The following is a 23306-nucleotide window of genomic DNA, read 5'->3' on the forward strand; positions in this document are numbered from 1 at the left end:
GCCGTGGCCGGTGCCCGGCGGCCCGGTGAGAAGCGAGGTAAGCGGTGAGTGCGGTGGACCGGTGGCTGATTGCGCGCAGTGCCGATATGCGGCCGACCCCGGCGGACCGGATACTGCTCAGATTGAGCCGGATGGCCGATCGCAATCTGCTGTGGGTGGCCACCGCCGGGGCGATGTACCTGCTCGGTGATCGTGCGCAACGGCGAGCCGCCGTGCGCGGGGTGCTGTCGGTCGGCCTGGCCAGCGGTATCGCCAATGGGATCGCCAAACCGTTGTTCCCCCGGCGCAGGCCGCCGGACGCCTCGGTCCCGTTCGTGCGCAGACCTGTCAAACCGCCCTACTCTTCCTCGTTCCCGTCCGGGCATTCGGCGTCGGCGGCGGCGTTCGTCACCGGTGTCGCGCTCGAGGACCGCCGCGCGGCCGCGGTGGTGGCGCCGGTGGCGGTCGCCGTCGGGTACTCCCGGGTCCATATCGGGGTGCACTGGCCCTCCGATGTCGTCGCTGGCGCGATGCTCGGTTCCGCGCTGGCGCTGGGCACCCGCCGCTGGTGGGCGGTGCGCGCCGGGGAACCGGCCACTATGGGGCCCACCGAATCCGTGGACCCGGTGCCTGCGGGGGCGGGGCTGCTGTTGGTGGTCAACCGGCTGTCGGGTCTCGGCAACGGCGACCGGGCCGAGGAGCTGCGCGGCACGCTGCCCGCCGCCCGGGTACTCGAATTCGATCCGCGTGCCGACCTCGGCGCCCAGATCGATAAGTGTGTCGGCGAGGGCGGGGTGAGCGCGCTCGGTGTTCTCGGTGGCGACGGAACCGTGTCCGGTGTCGCCGAATCGGCGGTGCGCCACGATCTGCCGCTCGCGGTGTTCGCCGGTGGCACACTCAACCATTTCGCCCGCGATCTCGGCGTCGACGATCCGGCCGCGACGGTGGCGGCGCTCGAATCGGGCGAGGTGATGCGCACCGATACCGCTCGGGTGCGCTTCGGCGGCGACGGTGAGCGCACCTTCGTCAATACCGCGAGTCTCGGCGGCTATCCGGATTTCGTGCGGCTGCGGGAGAAGCTGGAATCACGGCTCGGGAAATGGCCCGCCGCGGCGGTCGCGTTGCTGCGTGTGTTGTCGCGCGCGCAGCCGTTGCATGTGATCATCGACGGCGAACGTACCGAGATCTGGATGCTGTTCGTCGGCAACGGCACCTATCTGCCCGGCCACCAGGTCCCGACCGCACGGCCGCGACTGCACGGCGGCACCCTCGACGTCCGATACCTGCGCGCGGATCTGCCGCTGTCGCGGACCCGGCTGATCTGGTCGACCATCACCGGAAGCCTGGAGCATTCGCACACCTACGTCCACCGCCGGGTCGCCCGGATGCACGTCCAGGTCGTCGGGGCCGACGTCTCACTCGCCACCGACGGCGAGGTCAACCATCGCGTGAAAGACCTGACCATCAGCAGCGAGCCTGGCGCGCTCGGCGTTTTCCGGCCGTCGGAGCCCGATATCGTCGATGGCCGGGGCTGACCTCGGCCGAGCCGAGTTCGTCGGCATCGGGTGGGGACGGCCGATCGGGCCGAATCGTACGGTGGCACCGGTTGGTGCTGGTCCGCCGGTCGCGCCCGGTGTTGTCGACAGCGCCGGACAACATTCGGGACCGAGCCGCATCGGCGGGCGTCGGGTGGTCGGCGCGACAACGTATGTCGTCAGGTTCGCGGCGGCGTCTCGGCCACGGCCTTCGCCGCAGGTCCAGGGCGGGCACGTGCCCGGCGGGGCCCCTCCAGTTCGTGTCCGGCGTGGCAGCGGACCACCACATCGACGGGATGTCCGCAGTCGCGGTGTTCGACCTTCAGCGCCGGACCTTCGGGATCGGCGCAGTACTCATCGCCCCACCGCAGCAATGCCAGCAGGATCGGATACAGGTCCATGCCCTTGGCGGTGAGTCGGTACTCGCGGCGGGTCCGGCTGCCCGATTCGCGATAGGGCACCGCATCCAGCACGCCCGCCTCGACGAGTTTGCCGAGCCGATTGGACAACACCGATTCCGAGATGCCCGAGTGCTGCCGGATCTGCTCGAAGCGATGCACGCCGTTGAACAGTTCACGCAGCACGATCATCGTCCACCGATCGCCGATGACGTCCAGCGTGCGCTGAACCGAGCAATTGGCGGTGCTGAACTCGAGCCACTCCATGCGATGAGCCTAGCTGCCTTCGGACTTGACAGTCAGCCGGTCGAGATGGCTAGCTTCTATATCGAAAGCCAGATGCCGTCCTCGGGAGCACCGCATGCCAGATTCCTCGACCACCTCGCCGCATATGCCGAGCGTGGACCTCGCCGCCGCCAGCCGATTCGTCGCGGCGAGCGGATTCGTGGTCGACCATCTGTCGGGAGACGGCGTCTCCGGTCACGTCGACCTCGGCACCGATCACCACACGCCATGGGGCGTGGTGCACGGCGGGGTGTACGCGACGATCGTGGAGACGGCGGCGAGCGTCGGCGCCAGCGCCGCGGTAGCCGAGCGCGGCGAATTCGCCGTCGGCGTGCACAACGCGACCGATTTCCTGCGCCCGGCCACCGAATGCCGGGCGGCGGTAGCGGCCGAGCCCCTGCATCAGGGTCGGACCCAGCAGTTGTGGCAGGTGGTGATCACCGACGACGCGTCCGGCAAGACCCTGGCCCGCGGGCAGGTGCGGCTACAGAACGTGCCGCTGCCGAGCTGAACAGACTGTGCGGTCGGTGGCACGGGCTGACCGGGTGGCAGACCCGGCGGGCGAGCGCGGCGACCGGCGCGCATCGCCGCATCGGCAACCACACGGCGCATCGATCCGGCTTCTGGCCGCCGCGGACCAGGCTGGTGAGGGACCGTGCCGAACACCGAACAGCTGGAATCCCTCGGCTGGGCATATGGTGGTCGGATGGTGTGGGTGGCGATCGTCCTGGCCGTGGTGGCGGTGGCGCTGACCTGGTTCGTCGTCGTCGGCGACGCCGAGCGGCTGGTGGACGTGCCGATCATGGACTGGGTGATCGCCCATCGCAGCGACGCCCTCACCCCCGCCGTCGAAGTCGTCACGCACAGCGGTGGCACCATCGCCATGTGGTCGGCGGCGCTACTGGCCTGCGCGGTGCTCGCCTGGCGCAGACAATGGCCCGAACTGGCGCTCGTCGCGGTAACCGGTGCGGGTTCGGCGGTGCTGATTCCGCTGCTCAAATCCGTTGTCGACCGTGAGCGGCCACCGATGGCGGACCGGCTGGTGACCGTCAACAGCCATTCTTTTCCGTCCGGGCACAGTCTCGGTTCGGTGGTGGTCGTCGGTGTGATCGCGTTCGTCGTCGCGGTCGGCCTGCGGCGGCGCGGGCCGCGCCGGATCGTGGTGGGTGCCGCGGCGACGTTCGTCGTCCTGGTCGGGCTGTCCCGCGTCTACCTGGGCGTGCACTGGCCCACCGATGTGCTCGCGGGTTGGACCATCGGCCTGCTGTGGCTGATCATCATGCTCACCGGCTACCAGCGCTACCGCCACACCCGACCACCCGTCGCGGAGGACACCGCCGCGGCGTCGCCCGCGCCGTCCCGTATCGATACCACCTGACACGATCGGCCGGTGACCGTGCAGATCGCGCACGGACGCGAATCACCGTCCGTGGATCTTCGGCCGATCACGTCGATCGACTACTCACCGGAATGCGTCGAGGCCCCCTGGATCACGGACGTCGACAGAAGTGCGTGGACGCCCCCGGATCACGGACGCGACAGCAATGCGTAGACGCCCGCTGGATCACGGACTTCGACACCCCGCAAGCCCCGCGAGCGAGTGCGCACGTGGCTACGGACCTCACCGAGCGGGTGATCCGGCGACCGACGCGTTCAGCGCCGCGTGCAGCCATCGTTGAGTCGTACCGGTGGTGACCGTGGTGCCGAGGATGTCCGCGGTCAACGTCCAATACCTGGTGCTCACCGGGTGTAGGTCGGGAATATTGCCGATCAGTTCACGCCGGAATGCCGGGGTGTCGGTGCGACCGCGAACCTCCGCGTGCGCGGTGACGAACCGGTCGAGTTCGGCACCGACGGTAGGCCGATCGGCGGCGAGAACGCGTTCGGCGACGGCGGCGTGGGCCTCGGCGACCCCGAGGATCAGGGCCCGTTTGTCACGGATCTGGTCGGCGCGTGAACGCCAGAGCTGATCGGCGACGACGCGGCCCAGCTCCGGCGTACCGACCAGACGCACCAATTCGGCGAAGGTGAGGACCTGATCCGGTGTCGGATGTGTCGGCACTCGCGGCACTTCCATCTCGATGAAGTCGTCGAACAGCGGCGCTGGCATCGCCGCGAGCACCCGCCGCCAGAATTCGATCATCGTGCCGCGCGCGGCCGCCCGATCCTGTACGTCCGCGAGCGCGGCGATCCTGGCGGCGCGTTCGGCGGGCGGTGCCTGCTCGATCGCGAGCAGGCAGGCGTGCCGCCAGGACAGCGCGTCGAGTTCGGCGCGCACCCCGGCCCGCTGCTCGGCCAACGCGTCCTCGACCGCCAGCGCACCCGCGAGGATCTCGGCGATCGCCGCCAAGCCGAGCCCGAGCGCCCGAAACCTGCGGATCTCCAGCAACCGGTCGACAACGGCCGGTTCGAAGACGCGATGTCCGCCGGAGGTACGACGCGACGGGAGCACTCCCTCATCGCAATAGAACCGGATGGTGCGCACCGTGACGCCGGTGCGCCGGGGCAGTTCGCCGATGCCCACCAGGTCACGGGGATGTGTGTCGTGCGTCACCTTCGCTGGAACCTCCACCGGGCTGGAGTTTCTACGGTACCGGTAGCCGCGTACACAGGAGGAACACGATGACGCAGACCGCAACTCCGTCCCATGAGCAGGTGTGGCAGGCGATCGCCGCCGAGCGCAGACGCCTGATCGAGCTACTCGCGGCACTACCGGACAGTGACTGGCATCGGGATTCGCTGTGCGAGGGCTGGCGGGTGCGTGAGGTCGTCGCCCATGTGGTGATCAGTTCCGGCGCGTCGACCGGTTGGCTGCTGTGGCAGCTGGTCCGCGCCCGCGGCAGCGTCGACCGGCTCAACCGCGATACCGCCCTGCGCCTGGCCGCGCGGGCGAGCACCGCCGAACTGCTGGATCGGCTGCGCGATCGCGTCGAGACCCGCTTCACCCCGATCGGCACGACCCCCACCGATCGACTGATGGATCTGCTGGTCCACGGCCAGGACATTGCGGTACCGCTCGGTGTGCGCCACCAGATCCCGGCCGATCCGGCCCGATGGTCGCTGCACCGGATCTGGACCATGGGCTGGCCGTTCCACGCCGAACGTGAGCTGGCCGGTTACCGGCTCGTCGCCACCGATACGAACTGGTCGGCGGGCTCGGGCACGCCGATCACGGCTCCGGCCTCGGAGCTGCTGCTGGTACTGACCGGCCGTATCTCGCCGACCGTTCTCGTCCCGGACTGAGGAGTCACGGTGCCGTCGGATCGTCGTGGTGATGACCGTGCCCGCCGATCACCCTGCACTGGCGACTGCGCGCGGGGTGCCGTCGCAGGGCCCTCAACGGCCACGTTCCAGCGGCAGACCTGCATCCCGCCAGGCGATCACCCCACCGTCGAGGCTGTAGGAGCGATGCCCGGTACGTCGGGTGGTGGCGGTGAAGTGGCGGGACAGCTCGCCGGTGGGGCAGATGAAGACCACCGGGCGGGAGGTGGAGAAGGGGGTGCCGTGGGTGAGCAGATCGCCGAGCTGGTCGTCGGGAAGGTTGAGTGAACCGGGGACGTGCCCGATCCGGTAGGCCATGGCGCCCCTGGTATCTACCAGCACCGGATGTTCGGTGCGATCCAGCTCGCCCAGCTCGGTAGGCGTGAGCACCGGCGCCGCCGTCAGCTCCGCCGGGGTCGGCACATACCGCCGGTGCACGCCGCCGAAGAGGTCGGGCCTGCGTTTCTTGAAATAGGACAGATACGGTTCGATGCGATCGCAGACCACGATCACCGCGACGATCGGCTCGGTATCCGAACGATCCAGGGCGGCAAGCGTATCCACCGCCGCCGCGTAGGCAGCGCCGCTGGTCGGCCCGGCGAGCACGCCGTATCCGGTGGCCAAGGCCAGCGTCGCCTCGACCGCACGCGCCGAATCCACGGTGACGATGCGGTCGTAGAAATCGGGTTGGAACAGCCCCACATCCCACATCTCGTGCTCGGAGCGGATACCGGGGATGAAGTCGGAGCGTTCCGACACCACCGCGATGGTGCGCAGTTCGGGATGATGTTTGCGCAGATAGGTGGCGGCGCCGCGGGTCGATCCGGTGGTGCCGAGACCGCCGATCAGATAGTCGACCCGATCGATGCCGGCGGCGGCGAGGTCGTCGTGGATCTCGCGTCCGGTGCCGTCGTGGTGGGCCTGCACGTTCTTCTCGTTGGTGTACTGCGAGGGGTGATGGAAGGCGCCGGGGTGCTCGGCCATCGTCGCCTCGATCACCGAGTACACGTCATTGGGTGTGGTCGGATCGGGGCATTCGGAGAGTCCGGGCAGTTCCACGATCTCGGTGCCGAGCAGCCGCAACAGATCCCGCACCTCATCGACTTTGATCCGGTTCGTCACCGCCCGCAACCCGATGCCGTGCACGGCGCCGAGCACCCGTAACGCTTTGGCGGTGTTGCCGCTGGAGGCTTCGATGAGGCCGCGGCCCGCGGCGCCGATCTCGGTGATCTCATCGCAGATCATCGCCCACGCCACGCGGTCCTTGACCGATCCGAACGGATTGTGCGACTCCAGCTTCGCGTAGAGCTGGACTCCCGCGAGGCCGTGTACGGCGGGGTCGAGCCGCAGCAGGGGAGTGTTGCCGATGAGTTCGGTGATGTGGTCGTAGGGCATCACCGCACCACCGAGCGCGCGTCGTCCTGGGCGGTGGGGGAGTCGGCGTGAGTACTGAATCCGTCCGCGTCGCGCAGGACGGCGACCTTGGCGGCCGGTGGACGCATCGACGCCGACGCGGCCGACAGATCCATGTGATAGGCGGCGGTATTCGGAAACACCACCAGATCACCCGGTCGCGGCAGCCACGGCAGCGAGACGACATGGTTGGTGATCAGATCCCGCTCCAGGCACAGCCGTCCGCCGAAATAGACCTGCGCCGGTGCACCATCCACCGCCCGTCCGCCGCCGGGGAGTACCAGCGGATCGACCATCACCTCCTGATCGGCCGGTGTCACCGCATCGCGGCTGATATCGAGGTCGATCAGGATTCTGCCGTCGGCGGCCTCCTTCACCACCTCGACCGTCGCCACCGTGACACCCGCATGGTCGACCAGCGCCTTGCCCGGCTCCAGCCACAGCTCGAGCAGATTGTCGGCGGCGACCTGTGCGACGGACCGGCCACCGTGCCGTTCCAACGGTGTGTCCAGCAATTCGGCCAGCATCCGTTCGGCCGCAACGGTATTGGCGTACTTGTGGAAGACCGGCACACCGCGCACCGAGCCGCCGTCCACCTGGTAGCCGAAGGTGTTGTTGCCCCAACTCATCGGCGAGCCACCGCCCGAAAGCGAGGCGCGCAACCTCTGCACATATCGTTCGAACGCGGTGGCATCGGCGGTGAACACCTGCCGTAGACCACCACCGATATTCAGCACCGACGGAAACAGCCCGCGTGTGAAGGCGAGTTCGGTGAGGGCCAGACACCGGTCGACGGCGCGCACCCGCTCGCCGACATCGCCGGAATCGAGATGGAACGCGAATCCGCGGAAGTCGATCCGCTCCTGTTCGGCGACCAGCGTGGCCAGGGCGCGGTCCAGCTGATCCAACGGTATGCCGAACCGGCTCACCCGCCCCGGATCGAAACCTGAGACGCGCAGCAGCACCGGCACCGGCGTCGGTCCGATGGACAGCCGGGCTATCGTCTCCAGCTCCCACTGGTTGTCGACGTTCACTACGACACCGTCATCGATCAGCCGTCGCAGGAACGCGGAACCCTTCGGACCGGTCGCCTCGATGCGTCCCGCCGTGAAGCCTTCGTTCTGGGCACTGTCCAGCTCACCGACCGAGGCCACATCGATGCTGATGTCCGCATCCGCGGCGGCACGCACGAACGAACGTGCCTGATTCACCTTGTGCGCGTAGCAGATGCGATACCGCGCCGGGCGCTGCTCCAGTTCGGCCCGCAACCGGGCGAGATTCCGGGTGAAGACCTCGGGGAACACCAGGTTCAGCGGGGAGCCGTACCTCTCGAGGGCGGTATCGAGTGTGGCACGGTCGTCGAGGAACGCCCGCACCATCGGATCGATCAGTGCGGGCAGGCCGGCTGCGGTCATCGGGTGGATTCCGCTGTGACGGCTGCCTGCTCCCGGTTCGTCTCCGGCTCGGTCGTCGACCGTACCGGCACCGCCGACGGGTTGTATCCGCCGTCACGGATCGCTTCGAACGCGCGGGCCCGATTACGGGGAGACCGGAACTCGGCCACCACCCGTTTACTGACCAGATCGATATCGGCCACCCGGATACCCATCGACTCCAGCACCCCTCCGATCGTGCGTACACAGTGCTTGCACGTCATATCCGGCACGTAGAAGACCTGATCGTCGGCCGCGATCGGGCCGTCGCCGCTCGGGCCGTCCACCGCACCCGACACCGCGACGACGTCGAGACCGGCATGGATCGTCGTGAACGCCTCCACGAACCGCTCCGCCACGATCGGCAGGATGCTGTAGTGCTCATCGGCGATCCGATGGGGCATGGCCGCCAGACACGCTGGCCGCGCACCGGAGGGCAGCAGCGCGTACTGGCGGGAGATGAGATCGAGATCGTCGTGGTACTTCTCGATCGCCTCGGCCACGGTGAGTCCCTCGGGGCCGGTGGCGCGCCGCATCACCGAATGCGCGTCGGCGATGGTGGCGTCCTTCATAGCCCGCAATGTTGCCACCGTCTCCGCCGAATACCGCACCGTCGCATCGGACTGGGTGAACAAGGTCGCCGGTATCATGCCGCGCCGATACGTGGAGGCCTGCAACTCCCAGTACCACCTGGTCGCGACAGCGGCGAAGATTCCGGAATCGCGCAGAGCGCACGCGAATTGGGCGGGGTCACGGTAGGGAGTCTGATGAGCCAGCAGCGCATGTTGGGCCAGTGTGCGCCCGGTCGCCTCGATACCGACGCGGAAGATCTCGACCGGATCGTGGTCGGTGGTGGTACCCGCGAGCAGGGCATGCGCACGATCGTCGATCCGGGCGGCGCGCTCGGTGAGAGCGCTGTTGCCCGCCAGTCGATCCCAGAGTTCGAGGACGGCCTCGCGGGCGGCGATCGGTGTGGCCGGGCCGAGGCCGTCCTCGCGATAGTGGCCGGTATTGGGGATACCGTGACTGTCGGTCCAGGTGATCCGGTGGGTGGCGCTGGTGACCTGATCCGGTCGGCACGGCCGCATGAATCGCTCCAGATACAGCCGCTGCGAGACGGTGAGGCGACGGCCGGGCTCGGGAGTCAAGGGTGTGCTGGTGTATTCGATGCGCCGCGATCGGGGCGCGGGCGCCTCGGTGAACAGTCCTGGCTGGGCGAGTTCGGCGAGAATCCGGGACGCGCCGCGCCGGTCGTAGCGGGCGGTGTGGCCGGTGCCGCCGCTGTTCGATGCTTCAGTCATAGGACCTCCTCGGCGACCTGCCGGACGCAGTCGGTGAAACGATCGATCTCGGTGTGCGTGTTGTAGATCTGGGTGCTCACCCGCACCGAATCGATATCCGGCGACATCGCCGGATCGCCCGGTACGCAATGCGATCCGGTGCGCACCATGAAACCTGATTCGGCGAGGACGAAACCGAGATCGTCGGCGGAGATCCCGTCGAGGGTGAACGAGACGATCCCGTATCCGGTCGCACACGATGCGTGCGCGGGACCGGGGAGGAAGCGGACGGCGGGGATCGCGCGCAGGCCGTCGAGCAGCCGCAGTGTGAGGTCGCGGTTGTGCTCGGCGATCGCGGACAGGCCGAACGATTCCAGCACCTCGAGCGCCGCGCCGAGGGCGAGCAGCGCGGGGATATCGGGAGTCCCACCCTCGAGCAGTCCCGGCATAGGCGTCCGCGCGCCGCCGGCCGTCCGGACACCGGCACCACCGCCCGGCAGGAACGGAATCAGCTGATCGTGCACGCGGCGATGGCAGTACAACACCCCGGCGCCCGGCGCGCCGAACATCTTGTGCGCGGCGAACACCGCGAAGTCGGCGCCCAGTTCGGTGACGTCGACAGGCAGATGCCCGCCGCTCTGGCTACAGTCGAAACACAGCAGCACCCGCGCCGGAATCCGCCCACGCAGCTCCTCGAGCGTGGTGACGGCGCCGTACACGTGGTGCAGATGGCTGGTGGTGATCAACCGGGTGCGCGGGCCGATCTTGGACGCGATATCGGCGATATCGGCCTCGCCGAGTTCGGTGACCCGGTACGGCACCAGCTCGATGCGGCGACCGAACCGGGCCATGATCTCACGCAGGTGAAACCAGGGGAGCACATTGGCGGCGTGATCGTGCGGGTTGAACAGGATCTGATCGCCGTCGGCGAGGGTGGCCAGACCCCACGACAGCGCGACCGCGTTGAGGGCAGCGGTGGCGCCCCCGGTGAACACGATCTCATCGGTGTGTGCGGCCCCGATGAACGTCGCCATCCGCGCCCGCACCTCGGCGATGCGGCCCGCGAGTTCGGTGGACCACCGGTACGCGCCGCGCCCGGCGTTGGCGGTGTGTGCGCGGTGATAGCCGGTCACCGCGTCGATGACCGGCCACGGTTTCTGGGTGGTGGCGGCGCTGTCGAGATACACCTCGCCGGTGTCACCGAGCGCCGGAAACAGCGCGCGCGCCGTATCGATCGCGCGCCGAGCCGGTGCCGGCGCGGCCGGGTAGGCGTGGACCGATATCGGATGCGCCGCTCGCGCAGGTGACCCCACCGTGACGCTCCCTCCGCCGGACGCGCTGGATATCGCTCAACGATACGCACAAACCGGAAAAGCTTCGAACTTTTCTCGCACCCAACGGCTTTCATACTCCACGGGTGCGCTCGGCGAGCATCGTCCGCGTTGCGATCCACGACAGTGTCGGTGGGTCGGCGTAGCGTGCCGACCATGCCGCTGACTCTCACCGAACGCCAGGAATCCCTCGCACAGCCGCATCTGGCGGCACTGGCCGTCGCCGTCGCCGACGGGCGCGGCCCGCTGAACGTGCCTATCTGGTACCAGTACCGTCCCGGCGGTGAGCTCTGGGTGATCACCGGGGCCGAGTCGCAGAAGCTGCGCCATATCCGTGCCGCGGGCCGATTCAGCTTGATGGCACAGCGAATCGAACCGACGGTGCGATACGTGAGCGCCGAGGGCCCCGTCACCCGGATCGAACCGATGACCGAGGCACAGCACCACGAGATGGCCGCGCGTTTCCTGCCCGCCGAGAACGTGGCGGGCTATTTACGCGCGTCGAGCCAGTTCGGGGAGCAGGTCGTGGTGTTCATGCGCCCCGAGCACTGGCTGTCCGCCGATCTGGGCAACAGCGCCGATCTCTAGTGGACTCAGTAGGTGCCTTGTAGGTAGCCCACCAGGTGTTCGCGTTCGGTCGCGAGCTCGGAGATCGCGCTCTTGACCACGTCGCCGATGCTGACGATGCCGACCAACCGGCCCTCACGCACCACCGGCAGATGCCGGACGCGGTGGTCGGTCATGGTGCGCCGCAGGCTGTCGACCAGATCGTCCGGATCGCAGGTCCGCACATCGGCGGTCATGATCTCCGATACCGGGGCGTCGAGTAGATCGGTGCCGAGCCGGTGCAGGCTGCGGACGACGTCGCGTTCGGAGACGATGCCGGTGATGCCGACACCATCCGAGGACACGACCACGGCGCCGATATTGTGCGCGGCGAGCGTCGCCAGCAGGTCACGGACCGTCGAATCGGGCCGGACGGTCGCTACCTCACTGCCTTTTCTGCGCAAGATTTCCGCGATTCGCATGGTTCACCATCCAAAAGGGGACACTCCGCCTACCAGGATCCCCCCTCGACGACCGCGTGACCAGCACGAATCGGCATCACCTGGTCGGTGGGAACATGATCAGCGGCGGGCGGCGGGCCCGCGCTCCAGATCGCGCGCCAGCAGCGCGATCGCGGCCTGCGATATACCCGCCGAGGTCGCCAGATCGACGGTGGTCAGCTGGGCGATGCGACGTAGCCGGTAGTCGACGGTATTCGGATGCACATACAACTGCCGCGCGGTGAGCTGGCGGTTCATATCGTTGCGCAGATACGCGCGCATGGTGGCGAACAGTTCGGGGTGATCGTCGAGCGGTTCCAGGATGGTCGCGATCCGCCGGGTGGCGGGCCCACCCCTGGTGAGCTGGTACTCCACCGCGAGATCGGTCATCTGGTACAGCCCGGCGGCGCGCTCGCCCGCCCGGACCAGGCCGAGCAGTTCATGCGCCTGATCGGCGGCCTCGGGCACCTCACCGGTGGCGCTGCTCACCACGGCCGCGGTGACCGGAACCTCGGCCGCGGCCGAGAGCCGGACCAGGACGTCGTCGGTGAGTTCGACATCGCCGTCGAGGGGAATGAGCAGGGTGCCGCCCTGCGGGCTGAGCAGGGCCAGCGCGGTGGATTCGAACACCACGGCCAGTTCCGACTGCACCCGGCGCAGTTTGCGCCGCGCCGCCACCCGTGTATCGACCCGCAGATTGCGTTCATCCGGATGCGGCGGAATGAACAGCGCCACCACCTGATAGCGCTCGGCGACCGGTATGCCCGATTGCAGGGCGAGCGCGGCATGCGAGCGCCCGCTCAGCAGCGCCGAGGCAAGGGTCTGGCTGGCGGTCTGATGTTCCCGCGCGACCAACTGCTGTTCGTGCACATAGGAATCGGAGACGGCCGCGGTGAGCGCCTCGAGCAATTCCAGGATCAGATCGGTGGCATTGATGACCTCGTCGACGTCATTGGCCGCGGCGCGGGCGGTGACCAGACCGAAGGCGATACGCACGCCCTCGTGATAGGCCCGCAGGATGGTGCCGAGCGGCACTCCCTCGCGCGCCCATTGCGCGGCGGCCGAGCGCACCTCGGTGAAGGCGTGGTCCTCGGGAAGCGCACGCCGGTCGAACATCTCGGCGATCAGCCCGAGGCAGTAGCGGGTCACCTCGGTGACCTCACCGCGTATCTGTTCTCCCGGCAGTGTGCGACACGGAGCGACGCAGGTGGCGAAATAGTCGACCATCCGGGAGGCGACCCGGTCGGTGTTCTGTAGCGGCACCGATGCCGGTTGTCCGCCGATCTCCAGCACCGTGTCGTTATCGCCGACCGAGAGGTCGAGCGCGGAAAAGCTCATGTAGTTGCTCCGTTGCCACCTCGGATGCCGACCCACAGCACCCGGTTCGTTCGCCTCACTATACGAGTGGACGGACCTCCGGTAACTGCTTCGTCTCAGATCGGCCGAACCGGTGGCGGCACATTCGCTTTCGTCGCCGAGGCCGGTTCACTCGTCGTCGAGGCCCGCCGAGAGATACGCGGCAGCGGCGAGCCATTGCCGACAGCGGGGCCCGTGGACCTCGTGCACCCGCAGGATCTCGCGCGCTTGGCGATAGGTCAGGCCGGGCGGTTCGGAACCGCAGTCGGCGGTCGCGATCTCCGGCGCCGGATAGTGGCGCAGGGCATCGGGAAGGTGCCGCAGGGTCTCGACACCGGCGGAACCGGCGACCGCGACTCGGCGGGGAGTTCGGAATGGCTGGCTCATCTCGACCGCCCCTCGCATCAGAACGTGGTGGGAGGTGTGATGGTGACGCGGCGTGAACTCCTGCGTACCTCCCCGACTCTCATGATCGAGTTTAGGGCTCTGTAGCTTGCAAATGCAAGTACATTTGTAGCTTACATTGAAGAGAACACTTCGATCCTTCCGGGCCGATGCGCCGGTGACGCCCACTGTGGCGCATGCGCTTTGCCCGATCGCCCTCGCCGTGGTGCGAGACCAAGTCATACACCGGGGATAGCCCGTCGGGGGCGATCTGTGCGTGCGTCGTCGTTTCGTGACCGAGATGAAGCCTGGCGGCGACCAGCCACCGGCGCATGCGCGGCCCGCCGGGTTCACCCGCCTCGTCGAGCGGTTGCGCCGAGGTCGCGGGCGGGTGTGTATCTGCGGGCGCGCGCGGGCGCGCGTCGTGCTATGGTCCAGATGAGGGTGCAAATGCAAGAACATTTGCGTGTGCATCTGCAAACACTGCGTCGAACAGAACGTCGTAACCGAGGAGTGGGTCCAATGGCGGAGTCAGTCACCAATCACGTCGCCGGAGCATGGCGCAAGAGCACTTTCAGCAATCCGAGCGGTAACTGCGTGGAGATGGCGGAGGCGACCAACAATCTGGTGGCCGTGCGCAATTCGCGCGAGCCCGAGAGCGGGATCCTGTTCTACACCCGTCCAGAGATCGATGCGTTCATCCGCGGCGCGAAGGCCGGAGAGTTCGACGATCTGGCTAGCTGAGCGGTAGCATGGGCCGTCGGTGCGATGTGTGCACGGTCTCGTTTGTGACACATCGCGGGTAATTCCCGAGTATCGGAGACGACTCCATGATCGCAGAGCCCGATGACGATGGTCGCGTGCAATCCGTTGTCGCCGAACGTGGCCCGACAGCATTACGGATCGCACTCGGTGGGCAGCTACGCAAGCTGCGGGAGGCGCGTGGCATCACCCGCGAGGCCGCAGGCGACGCCATCCGCGGATCTCACGCCAAGATCAGCCGTCTCGAACTCGGCCGCACCGGTTTCAAGGAACGCGATATCCGGGATCTATTGACTCTCTACGGAGTCCTCGATCCCGAGGAGCGCGAGACCTTCCTGGATCTCGCGCGTAAGGCGAACGAACCGGGATGGTGGCATCGCTACAGCGATCTGCTGCCATCCTGGTTCGGTACCTATCTCGGCCTCGAACAGGCCGCGACGAAGATCCGCACCTATGAGGCCCATCTGGTGCCCGGCCTGCTACAAACCCCGGAGTACACGCGCGCCGTGGTATCCCTCGGCTACGAGGACGCCAATACCGATCGCCGTGTCGCGGTACGTCAACGCAGGCAGGAGATTCTGCATCGCGCCGATCCGCCGATCGTCTGGGCGGTCATCGACGAAGCGGCCCTGCATCGCCCCGTCGGTGGCGCCGAGGTGCATCGTGCGCAGATGGCCCACCTCATCGAACTGGCGCAGCTGCCCAATGTCACCATCCAGGTGGTGCCGTATTCGGCGGGCGAACACGCCGCGGCGGGTAGCTCGTTCAGCATCCTGCGCTTCGCCGAGGCCGAACTGCCCGATATCGTCTATCTGGAGCATCTGACCAGCGCCCTGTATCTGGACCGGCGCGAGGACATGGCGCTGTATCTCTCGGTGATGGATCGGCTCAGTGTGCAGGCCGCCCGCCCGGAGCGGTCGATGGAGATCATCGCCGAGTACGCCAAGGGTTGAGTGCGAAGCACCCCAGACAGCAGTGCGGCCGTGATCGCTTGTCGTACAAGCGGTCACGGCCGACATTCGTCTGGGCACCGTATCCGGCGCACAGGTATCACCACGGAGGGTGTCATGGACGGAGCGAGCCCGACTACTCCTTGATGAAGCTGGAGGCGACCCGCCAGAAGGTGGCGCGCTGCAACCCGGCGAAATCCCAATCGTCGGCCAGGGCGTGCACGGTGGATACGATCCGATCGATATCGAAATCGTAACGTGTTGCCGCACCGGTGGATTCGACCGCGTCGATGACGAACTCGACGGCGTTCTCCCTGGTGTGGGTGCGGATGCGGCCACCGGTGGCCGAGATAGTACTCATATCAATACCGTTCGCCGACCGGGCGGCCACGACGGTATCGGCAACTGCGAACCGGCCGCTGGGTAGTGGTTGTTGCATGAACGCCCCTCGTGTCAGGCGGCCGCGAACCGATGGTGATCTCAACCGCCGGCGCGCTCACGCGGCCTTCGTGGTTGTCCCCTGTAAAGCGTCGTACGAGCGAGTGTAAGTTCATGTGCCTTTCAGATGCAAGCACATCTGCACGATCTAATGCACGCGCCCGCTTCGGTTTTCGCGGGGCAAATCCTCAGCGTCCGAGGGCTGCGACAGCAGCCGCGATCGGGGTGTCGCCGCCGACCAGCTCCAAAGTCATCCCCGCGGTATGCCGGGCGGGAAGCAGTTCGGCGAGGACCGCGGCGACATCGGCTCTGGCAATATCGCCGCGCTCGAGTCGCGGCGGCGCGAGCGTGACCTGTCCGGTGGCCGCCTTGTCGGTCAGCGCGCCCGGACGCAGGATGGTCCAGTCCAGATCGCGGGCGCGCAGATCGTCTTCGGCCTGGGTCTTGGCGTCGATATAGGCCGCCCAGACCTCGTCGCGGCCGGGTGCGGGCGGCAAACCGGCGCCCATCGTGGAGATCTGGAGGAACCGGCGCACCCCGGCGGCCTCGGCTGCATCGGCGAGCAGGATCGAACCGTCACGGTCGACGGTGTATTTGCGGGCGGCCGAGCTGCCAGGGCCCGCGCCCGCGGCGAAGATCACCGCATGCGAACCCTGAACGGTCGCCGCGAGATCGGCGACATCGGCGCGTTCGAGGTCGATGACGACCGGCTCGGCGCCGACGGCGTAGACCTCGGCGGCGTGGGCCGGATTACGGATCAGCGCGGCGACGCTGTGTCCGCGTCCGGTGAGCAGATCGGCCAGCAGCAGCGCGATCTTGCCGTGTCCGCCCGCCATGACGATGCGCATGATCGTGTCCTTTCCTCACCGTTCCGGTCCGCCGGGATTGCAGCGCGCCTCGACGACGGCCAGATAGCCGACATCGGGACGCCAGGGTTCCAGATTCCAGCTGGGCTTGTCCGGCGCGACGATGCGCGCCCAATCCCAGTGGCAGATGAACTGGTCGCGCATACCGGGCGTGCCCGCCTCGGGGGACTGGGCGAGTACCTCCTGCCATGCGCGTTCGTGGGAGCCGGGATAGGTGGTCTTGCGGCCGGCGGTGGTGGGATGGACCAGCAGGCGCGGACCGTCGACGTTCTCGGTCCAGACGACGTGGTCGATGAGGGGTTGGCCCGCGTACGGGTCGACGGTCGGCGCCGCGGCCAATGGTGTTTCGGCGGGGGCGCCGGGTGGCGGGACCGTAGGTGTCGTGGTGGTGGGTGCGGTGGTACGGGTCGAGGTCGGCGCCGCGGCGGGGGAGTCGTCGGACCCGCAGCCCGCGAGTGCGATTGTGGCGGGTAGGAGGAGCGCGCAGACCGCCCCCGCGGCTCGTCGCCCCATATACCGATCCTCCCGAACTCGTCATCGGCACCCTCTGCCGTGTGGTCGAGCTTAGTGGGTGTGGCCGCGAATGGCCCGATCGCGCTCCGGTCGGCCGCGGTCCCACCGATTGTGGTGTCTTGCCCGGAGTGGCCGCCGACGGTGATAGTCGGTCGGTGAAGCGGACTCGGATCACGGCGGCGACCGCGGGTGTCGTACTCGCGGCGGCCATCGTCCTGGCGAGTCCGGTGGCCGCGGCGCCGCCGGATTCGCCGGGCACGGTCACCGGAGCGGTGGCGCTGTCGGGGCGGTTGCTGGTGGCGGAGGCGGCCTCGGCGCACCGGCTGACCTATTGGTCGCGTGGTCCACGCGGTCCGATGCAGAGTACGGCCGCGGTGTACGTGCCGCCGGGTACGCCGCCGCCGGGCGGCTGGCCGATCGTGGCGTATGCGCACGGTTCGGTCGGCATCGCCGACCACTGCGCGTTCACGCTGCACCCGCGCGACTACTACCTCGACACCGTCTACCCGGCGTTGCTCGACGCCGGGTACGCGGTCGTGGTCTCCGACTACGTCGGCCTCGGAACGCCGGGCATCCACCCGTATCTGGACGGCCCGTCCCAGGCGCGCAGCGTGATCGACGGCGTGCGAGCCGCGCGGGCCGCGGTCGCTGGGCTCGGCGTGCGGTGGGCGGTGCTCGGTCAGTCCCAGGGCGGTCAGACCGCGCTGTTCACCGCGCACCTGGCACCCGCCGACGCGCCGGAACTCGACTTCCGTGGCGCGGCCGCCACCGGGCCGCCGTCGAATCTGGAGCTGGCCGTGCCACTGGCCGGTCCCTGGATTCCGCAGGTGCCGTTGCGTCGGACCACCACCTACTTCGGCCTGCTGCTCGCCGGGCTCCGGGTCACCGCGCCCGAACTCGATATCGACAGCTATCTGACGCCGGTGGGGCAGCGGGTGGTGCGGATCGTGGAGTCCGAATGTGTGAACGAGGCCGATGCGCTGGTGGCCGATATCGCCATCGGCGCGATGCTGCGCCGTCCGCTCGACGATCCGGCGTTGTGGGCGGCCGCCCGGACCATGATGCGGATTCCGACCGCCGGATATTCCACCCCGTTGTTCGTGGCCCAGGGCCTGGCCGATCGGGAGGTGCCCGCGCCGTTGAGCGCGAAGCTCATGGCCGAGCTGCGGCTGTCGGGCGCCGATGTGCAGGTGGAGGTCTATCCGGGCGACCATCTCGAGGCCGCCGATCAGGCGTTGCCCGCGGTACTGGCCTTCCTGCACCGGATCTTCGGCCGTGGCTGAGGCGCACCGGGCGGCGCGGTCAATGCCACAGCGAACTACACGGAAGGCGGCGCAATCCGGGGCGGACCATACCGTCCACGGTGACCGTGAGTCCGGCATGCACCGCGGCGGAGGTGAATTCCCACGCTTCGGTGTTGGTCGCCGCGTACTCGAGGACGAGCGCGTCGTCGGGCGTCGGGCCGTCGAAGTAGACGGTGACGCGCCGGGTGGGCACCTCCGCGTGCCGGGTGCGGTAGGTGAATGCGTGTGCTCGGGAGTTCATATCACCATCTCCTTCCGCGGCGTCGGCATCGGCGCCGGTAAGTGTGACGGTAGATCCTCACCATCACCGAGAACATGTTCCAGCGCGCGTGCTGGACAATTCACAGCGGCACCCGTGGCAGTGTCGGAGATTCTCACCAGAGCCCACCACCGACGATCACAGGTGGCGGGGCTCAAACTTGTGAATTGTCAAAAGAACTGCCCGGTAACAAGCCGGAACGGGCTGCCACGACACAGTATGTTCACAAATTGATCGCGTATTTTCGGGAGGCTCGACGTCGATGTGGCAGGCCAATCCTTCGACTGGAAAGGGACGGCCGCGTCGGCGGCTGCTACGTGTGGCGGGCGCATTGGCCGTCGGGGTGATGATGGTTGTCGGCACGGCCGCGCAGGCCAACACCGCACCGCTGTATCCGGCGCCCGACCCCGATCCGTTCTACGCCGAACCGCCGGGACTGGCCGATAAGCAGCCGGGCGAGGTGCTCGCGGTGCGGCAGATGCCGCCGCTGCCGTTCTTCCCCGAGACGACGGTGACGGCGGTGCGGTTCCGCTCCACCAACTCCACCGGTAAGCCGATCGCGGCGACCACCACCGTGCTCAGCCCCCGCGCGCATCGCAAGGACGGCCCGCTGCTGTCGCTGCAACACATCATCAACGGGCTCGGCGCCCAGTGCTCGGTGTCGCGGGTGCTCTACACCAACGACCCGGACCTCATGGTGCGCGAGGCCCCGGCGTGGAATGTGCTGTTGCAGCGCGGGTGGACGGTCACCCTGCCCGACCATCTCGGCCCGCAGTTCGCCTACGGTGCCGCGAAGCTGGGCGGTCAGGTGACTCTGGACGGTATCCGCGCGGTGAAGCGGGTGCAGGAGCTGGAGGTCGAGAACAGCCGGGTGTCGATGGTGGGCTACTCCGGTGGCGGTATGGCCACGGCGTGGGCCGCGGCATTGCAGCCGACCTACGCGCCGGAACTGGAGATCGCCGGGGCCGCGATGGGCGGCGTGCCGATGAATCTGGTGAAGATGCTGGAGGGCCTCGGGCTCGGTTCGCATCCGGTGTTCGGTCTCGCGCTGGCCGCCGGGCTCGGCCTGGAGCGGGAGTATCCGCAGCGATTCCCGATCAGTGATCAGCTCAACGACCGCGGCTTGGCCGCACGTGACGCGATCGCCAACAGCTGCACCAACGGCATCCTCGCCACCGGTGCGGGCCACGGTGCGCTGGACTTCGCCAAGACGACGTCGATGATCGACGATCCGCAGGCACGCAAGGTGGTCGAGGAGAACAGCCTCGAACTCTACGACGGCACGCCCACCATGCCGGTGTTCGAATGGCATTCCCCGATCGACGGCCTGGTCCCGGTGGACTCGATCGTGAACACCAACCGTCGCTGGTGCGCGGCCGGTGCCAAGGTGCAGGCCGAGACGGTCGCCGTACCGGATCATCTGACCGCCGCGGTGCTCGGTCTCCCGGCGGCCCTGGTCTGGATCGACGCCAGACTCCGTGGTGAGCCCGCACCGAGCAACTGCTGAGGCCTGCCACCGAAAAACGCTGGGCCAGGCCCGCAACCGCGCCGATCGTCACGATCCGGCGTCGCGACGCGCACAACTCGGGCACGATGCCGTGTCCGGGTGTGCGCTCCCGCGTAATCTGATCTTCCGGCCCCGGATCAGAAGGGGGTTACGGGGGTTCGACAACCGCATCTCCGGGCGCCGCTGTTCGACGTCGCTGCAAGAGGCGGGTGCCATGAGATCCATACGAGCTGTCGTCGTCGCGATCATGATCGCCGGGATGCTCTCGACCGGGCCCGCCACGGCCCAGCCGCCCGTTCCGGCGCCGCCGGGGGTGCCCGCGCTGGGTATCCCGTTGCCGCCACCGCCGCTACCGGATCCGGCGGCGATACTGCCCGGCGTCCAGCAGTGGATCGACCAGGTGGTGCCGCCGCCACCGATTCCCGCGCTGCCGCCGGGTCCGGTGCCGGGCCAAGCGCCCGCGACGACCTCGCCCACGCTGGCGGCACTGCATCAGGCGGTGCTGCCCTCGCCGGTGGGCGATCCGATGTTCGACACCTGGCCCGCGGATCTGGCGGCCCAACCCAACGGCCGGGTGCTCGCGGTGCGTGACATCACCGCCACCGCCGCACCGCTGCTGACCGTGCCGATCCGCAGCGCCCAGCTGGTGAAGTACCGCACCGAGGACGCGCACGGCAATCCGTCGTTCGCGACGGCGACGCTGGCGGTACCGGCGGCCGCGTGGACCGGTGCGGATGCGCGCCCGGTGGTGGTGAACAACCTGCCCATCGACGCGCTCGGCCGCGACTGCACGCCGGGATACACATTGGCGCACGGCTTCTCATCGCATACCGCGCTGACCGATTTCATCCCGCCGACCTCGCAGCTCGCGCTGCTGCGCGGATACGCGCTGCTGATCCCTGACCACGAAGGTCCGCGTATGGCCTATGCCGAGCCGTATGTGGCCGGTCATGCCGTGCTGGATGCGATCCGCGCGGTCCGTGGGCTGGCGCCGGGGGAGTTCGGCAGCAGCCGCTTCGGGATCACGGGCTATTCCGGTGGCGCCATCGCCACGCACGGGGCGGTGAAACTCATCGACGGTTACGCCCCGGAACTCGCCCCGGTGATCGCCGGTGCCGCACTGGGCGGTGTCCCGGCCGATTACGAGGTGCTCGCGCGCAGTATGAACGCCAATCTGGCATCGGGGGTGTTCATGGCGGCGGTGCTGGCCATCGGCCGGGAACGCCCGGAGATCCTGGCGCGGATGAATCATCTGGCGCAATGGGTGGCCATCTCGCCGATGAAGGACCAGTGCGTATCGGTATTCGCGCTGCCGGGCGTGCTGCATCTGCCGATCGATATCGCCGCCGATATGGCCGATCCGCTGCGTTCCCCACTGGCCGCCGATATCTACCAGGTGACCAGGATGTCGGGTCTGCGTGCGGGCACCCCGCTCTACATCTACCACGGTGAGCAGGAGTTCTGGCTGCCCGCCGAAGCGGCGAGGGCACTGTTCGACGAGCAGTGCGCGCTCGGCGCCACGGCCGTGTACCGCAGCGTCTTCGGTGAGCACATCGTGGCCGCGGGTCTCGGCTATCCGGAGGCGATGCTGTGGCTGGACGAACGACTGCGCGGGGTGCCCGCGGTGAGTGAATGCTGATCGCCGGTATGTGACGGTCGACGACGCCGACGACCGCTGTTTGTCGCCGGGCCCAGAGTCACGCCGCGGGCGGGCGCGCACCGCGTGACGTCGATACCGTTACCCGGTCCCGGCGGTGTACCGCCGGGCCGGAAGGCAGGGCAGATGAACGACACCTCGACCGCGGCCGCGGACCAGGCCGCCGCGCTCGTCGGACGGCACTACCGCATGGTCGACCATTACGAGGTCGGCCGCGAGAAGATCCGGGAATTCGCCAGGGCGGTACAGGATCACCATCCCGCGCATTGGCGCGAGGAGGCCGCCGCCGCGCTCGGTTACGACAGTCTGATCGCTCCGTTGACGTTCCCGGCGGTCGTGTGGATCCAGATGCAGCGCGCCATGTTCGACGCGGTGCTCACCGGCTACGACATCAGCCAGGTATTGCAGACCGAGCAGACGATCCGGATGTATCGCCCGCTGGTGGCCGGTGACCGGCTGCGCTGTGACGCCTATGTCGAATCGTTCCGCCGGTTCGGCGACAAGGACTTCATGGTCACCCGCAATGTGCTCAGCGATGAGTACAAGGAGATCGTCCAGGTCGCGAGGACGACCGTGGTGGCGGTGACCGGCGCGGTCGTCACCGACGAGCTGGCCGCGGCGGTGGACGGGGTGATCATGTCCGGTCATTCGAAGGCCGACCGGCTGGCGGCGGCGGCACGGCGCGCCGAGGACACCGACGAACCCGCTGTCGTCGAATGCTTCGATCAGCTGACCGCCGTCGACCCGGAACCGGTACGACCCTCCCGCGCCCGTGTCCGCTTCGACGACCTCGGGATCGGCGATACGCTGCCGTCGCGCACGGTCGCGCTCTCGCGCGGCGATCTGGTCAACTACGCGGGCGTATCCGGTGATTCCAACCCGATCCATTTCAGCGATCGGGTCGCTCGCGCGGCCGGGCTGCCCGATGTGGTCTCCCACGGCCTGCTGACCATGGGGCTCGGCGCGGGCTACCTCACCGAATGGCTCGGCGACCCGGCCGCGGTGACGCACTACGGCGTGCGGTTCGCGGGCTTCGCTCCGGTCGACCCCGTCCGGTCCGGGGCGATCGAATTCCACGGCCGGATCACCGGACTCGATGCTCGGCGCGGATCGGCGACGGTGGCCATCACCGCGACATGCGGTGGTCGAAAACTGTTCGGACGCGCCACCGCCGAGGTGCTGCTGCGCTGCTAGCGGTGGCGTTCGGAGCCGAATGCCGATCGGACCGAGCGGTTTTCGCGTCGGACATGATCGCGGGCCATGGGAGACTCGAAGGATGGGTGCCTCGCAGCTACGTTCCGTCCCGGCCGATGTCCCACCGCGAACGGGGGAGCGGACCCCGGCGCTCG

Annotated in this window: 24 protein-coding genes; 11 read left to right on the top strand and 13 right to left on the bottom strand. The window is 68.2% G+C overall.

Features of this window, described 5'->3' with window-relative positions; genetic code table 11:
* Positions 1-86 precede the first annotated feature (86 nt).
* On the top strand, positions 87-1514 hold the full coding sequence (locus tag QH168_RS03075) for a bifunctional phosphatase PAP2/diacylglycerol kinase family protein (RefSeq protein WP_432421025.1): 1428 nt from the start codon (positions 87-89) through the stop codon (positions 1512-1514).
* Positions 1515-1693: 179 nt separating this feature from the next.
* Here the strand turns inward: QH168_RS03075 and QH168_RS03080 are convergent, their stop codons facing one another.
* Entirely contained in the window at positions 1694-2179 is a 486-nt protein-coding gene (locus QH168_RS03080) for a winged helix-turn-helix transcriptional regulator (RefSeq protein ID WP_280232839.1), read from the bottom strand.
* 94 nt (positions 2180-2273) lie between these two features.
* Between QH168_RS03080 and QH168_RS03085 the strand changes: the two genes are divergently transcribed.
* The gene (locus QH168_RS03085; RefSeq protein ID WP_280232840.1) at positions 2274-2708 is read left to right on the top strand and encodes a PaaI family thioesterase; all 435 of its coding nucleotides are present in this window, start codon (positions 2274-2276) and stop codon (positions 2706-2708) included.
* Positions 2709-2852: 144 nt separating this feature from the next.
* The gene (locus tag QH168_RS03090) at positions 2853-3575 is read left to right on the top strand and encodes a phosphatase PAP2 family protein (RefSeq protein WP_280232841.1); all 723 of its coding nucleotides are present in this window, start codon (positions 2853-2855) and stop codon (positions 3573-3575) included.
* A 243-nt stretch (positions 3576-3818) separates the two neighbouring features.
* Here the strand turns inward: QH168_RS03090 and QH168_RS03095 are convergent, their stop codons facing one another.
* Entirely contained in the window at positions 3819-4751 is a 933-nt protein-coding gene (locus QH168_RS03095; protein ID WP_280232842.1) for a MerR family transcriptional regulator, read from the bottom strand.
* Between the two features lie 68 nt (positions 4752-4819).
* Between QH168_RS03095 and QH168_RS03100 the strand changes: the two genes are divergently transcribed.
* Positions 4820-5440, top strand: coding sequence for a maleylpyruvate isomerase family mycothiol-dependent enzyme (locus tag QH168_RS03100; protein WP_280232843.1), 621 nt, complete (start codon positions 4820-4822; stop codon positions 5438-5440).
* A gap of 93 nt (positions 5441-5533) precedes the next feature.
* On the opposite strand, the gene QH168_RS03105 is transcribed toward QH168_RS03100, so the two are convergent.
* From QH168_RS03105 to QH168_RS03120, 4 genes are read right to left on the bottom strand one after another with little or no spacing between them, the layout of a single operon-like run.
* Positions 5534-6853: a pyridoxal-phosphate dependent enzyme gene (locus QH168_RS03105; RefSeq protein ID WP_280232844.1), complete on the bottom strand. Its 1320-nt coding sequence runs from the start codon at positions 6851-6853 to the stop codon at positions 5534-5536.
* Positions 6853-8286, bottom strand: coding sequence for a decarboxylase (locus QH168_RS03110; RefSeq protein WP_280232845.1), 1434 nt, complete (start codon positions 8284-8286; stop codon positions 6853-6855). The genes QH168_RS03105 and QH168_RS03110 overlap by 1 nt, the downstream gene beginning before the upstream one ends.
* Positions 8283-9605 carry a heavy-metal-associated domain-containing protein gene (locus QH168_RS03115; protein ID WP_280232846.1) on the bottom strand — a complete coding sequence of 441 codons (1323 nt, stop codon included), beginning with the start codon at positions 9603-9605 and terminating at the stop codon, positions 8283-8285. The genes QH168_RS03110 and QH168_RS03115 overlap by 4 nt, the downstream gene beginning before the upstream one ends.
* Positions 9602-10897: an aminotransferase class V-fold PLP-dependent enzyme gene (locus QH168_RS03120; protein WP_280232847.1), complete on the bottom strand. Its 1296-nt coding sequence runs from the start codon at positions 10895-10897 to the stop codon at positions 9602-9604. Before QH168_RS03120 ends, QH168_RS03115 begins: the two co-directional genes overlap by 4 nt.
* A 174-nt stretch (positions 10898-11071) precedes the next feature.
* Here QH168_RS03120 and QH168_RS03125 point away from each other — a divergent pair, with 174 nt between their 5' ends.
* A complete protein-coding gene (locus tag QH168_RS03125; protein WP_280232848.1) occupies positions 11072-11503 on the top strand; it encodes a pyridoxamine 5'-phosphate oxidase family protein in 432 nt (143 codons plus the stop codon).
* A gap of 5 nt (positions 11504-11508) precedes the next feature.
* Here the strand turns inward: QH168_RS03125 and QH168_RS03130 are convergent, their stop codons facing one another.
* The 3 genes from QH168_RS03130 to QH168_RS03140 all read right to left on the bottom strand — a co-directional run bounded on the left by QH168_RS03130 (position 11509) and on the right by QH168_RS03140 (position 13704).
* Positions 11509-11943: a CBS domain-containing protein gene (locus tag QH168_RS03130; protein ID WP_280232849.1), complete on the bottom strand. Its 435-nt coding sequence runs from the start codon at positions 11941-11943 to the stop codon at positions 11509-11511.
* 99 nt (positions 11944-12042) lie between these two features.
* On the bottom strand, positions 12043-13299 hold the full coding sequence (locus tag QH168_RS03135; RefSeq protein ID WP_280232850.1) for a PucR family transcriptional regulator: 1257 nt from the start codon (positions 13297-13299) through the stop codon (positions 12043-12045).
* Between the two features lie 147 nt (positions 13300-13446).
* On the bottom strand, positions 13447-13704 hold the full coding sequence (locus QH168_RS03140) for a hypothetical protein (RefSeq protein WP_280232851.1): 258 nt from the start codon (positions 13702-13704) through the stop codon (positions 13447-13449).
* Between the two features lie 519 nt (positions 13705-14223).
* Between QH168_RS03140 and QH168_RS03145 the strand changes: the two genes are divergently transcribed.
* Entirely contained in the window at positions 14224-14445 is a 222-nt protein-coding gene (locus tag QH168_RS03145; RefSeq protein WP_280232852.1) for a DUF397 domain-containing protein, read from the top strand.
* Positions 14446-14531: 86 nt separating this feature from the next.
* Positions 14532-15416, top strand: a complete 885-nt coding sequence (locus QH168_RS03150) for a helix-turn-helix domain-containing protein (protein ID WP_280232853.1) — start codon at positions 14532-14534, stop codon at positions 15414-15416.
* Positions 15417-15549: 133 nt separating this feature from the next.
* Here the strand turns inward: QH168_RS03150 and QH168_RS03155 are convergent, their stop codons facing one another.
* The 3 genes from QH168_RS03155 to QH168_RS03165 form a co-directional block, all read right to left on the bottom strand.
* Entirely contained in the window at positions 15550-15774 is a 225-nt protein-coding gene (locus QH168_RS03155; protein WP_280232854.1) for a hypothetical protein, read from the bottom strand.
* A gap of 265 nt (positions 15775-16039) precedes the next feature.
* Complete coding sequence (locus tag QH168_RS03160; protein WP_280232855.1) at positions 16040-16699, bottom strand: SDR family oxidoreductase; 660 nt, start codon at positions 16697-16699, stop codon at positions 16040-16042.
* 15 nt (positions 16700-16714) lie between these two features.
* Positions 16715-17230 (bottom strand): DUF2599 domain-containing protein, encoded by a 516-nt coding sequence (locus QH168_RS03165; protein WP_280232856.1) that lies wholly within the window; start codon positions 17228-17230, stop codon positions 16715-16717.
* Between the two features lie 155 nt (positions 17231-17385).
* Between QH168_RS03165 and QH168_RS03170 the strand changes: the two genes are divergently transcribed.
* The gene (locus tag QH168_RS03170) at positions 17386-18513 is read left to right on the top strand and encodes a lipase family protein (protein WP_280232857.1); all 1128 of its coding nucleotides are present in this window, start codon (positions 17386-17388) and stop codon (positions 18511-18513) included.
* A 19-nt stretch (positions 18514-18532) separates the two neighbouring features.
* On the opposite strand, the gene QH168_RS03175 is transcribed toward QH168_RS03170, so the two are convergent.
* Entirely contained in the window at positions 18533-18775 is a 243-nt protein-coding gene (locus QH168_RS03175) for a hypothetical protein (RefSeq protein ID WP_280232858.1), read from the bottom strand.
* 280 nt (positions 18776-19055) lie between these two features.
* Here QH168_RS03175 and QH168_RS03180 point away from each other — a divergent pair, with 280 nt between their 5' ends.
* The 3 genes from QH168_RS03180 to QH168_RS03190 all read left to right on the top strand — a co-directional run bounded on the left by QH168_RS03180 (position 19056) and on the right by QH168_RS03190 (position 23151).
* Entirely contained in the window at positions 19056-20300 is a 1245-nt protein-coding gene (locus QH168_RS03180) for a lipase family protein (RefSeq protein WP_432421023.1), read from the top strand.
* 214 nt (positions 20301-20514) lie between these two features.
* Entirely contained in the window at positions 20515-21939 is a 1425-nt protein-coding gene (locus tag QH168_RS03185) for a lipase family protein (RefSeq protein ID WP_280232859.1), read from the top strand.
* A gap of 144 nt (positions 21940-22083) precedes the next feature.
* On the top strand, positions 22084-23151 hold the full coding sequence (locus tag QH168_RS03190; RefSeq protein ID WP_280232860.1) for a fused (3R)-hydroxyacyl-ACP dehydratase subunits HadA/HadB: 1068 nt from the start codon (positions 22084-22086) through the stop codon (positions 23149-23151).
* Positions 23152-23306 lie beyond the last annotated feature (155 nt).

Source organism: Nocardia cyriacigeorgica (genome assembly GCF_029868385.1).
GTDB lineage: Bacteria > Actinomycetota > Actinomycetes > Mycobacteriales > Mycobacteriaceae > Nocardia > Nocardia cyriacigeorgica_F.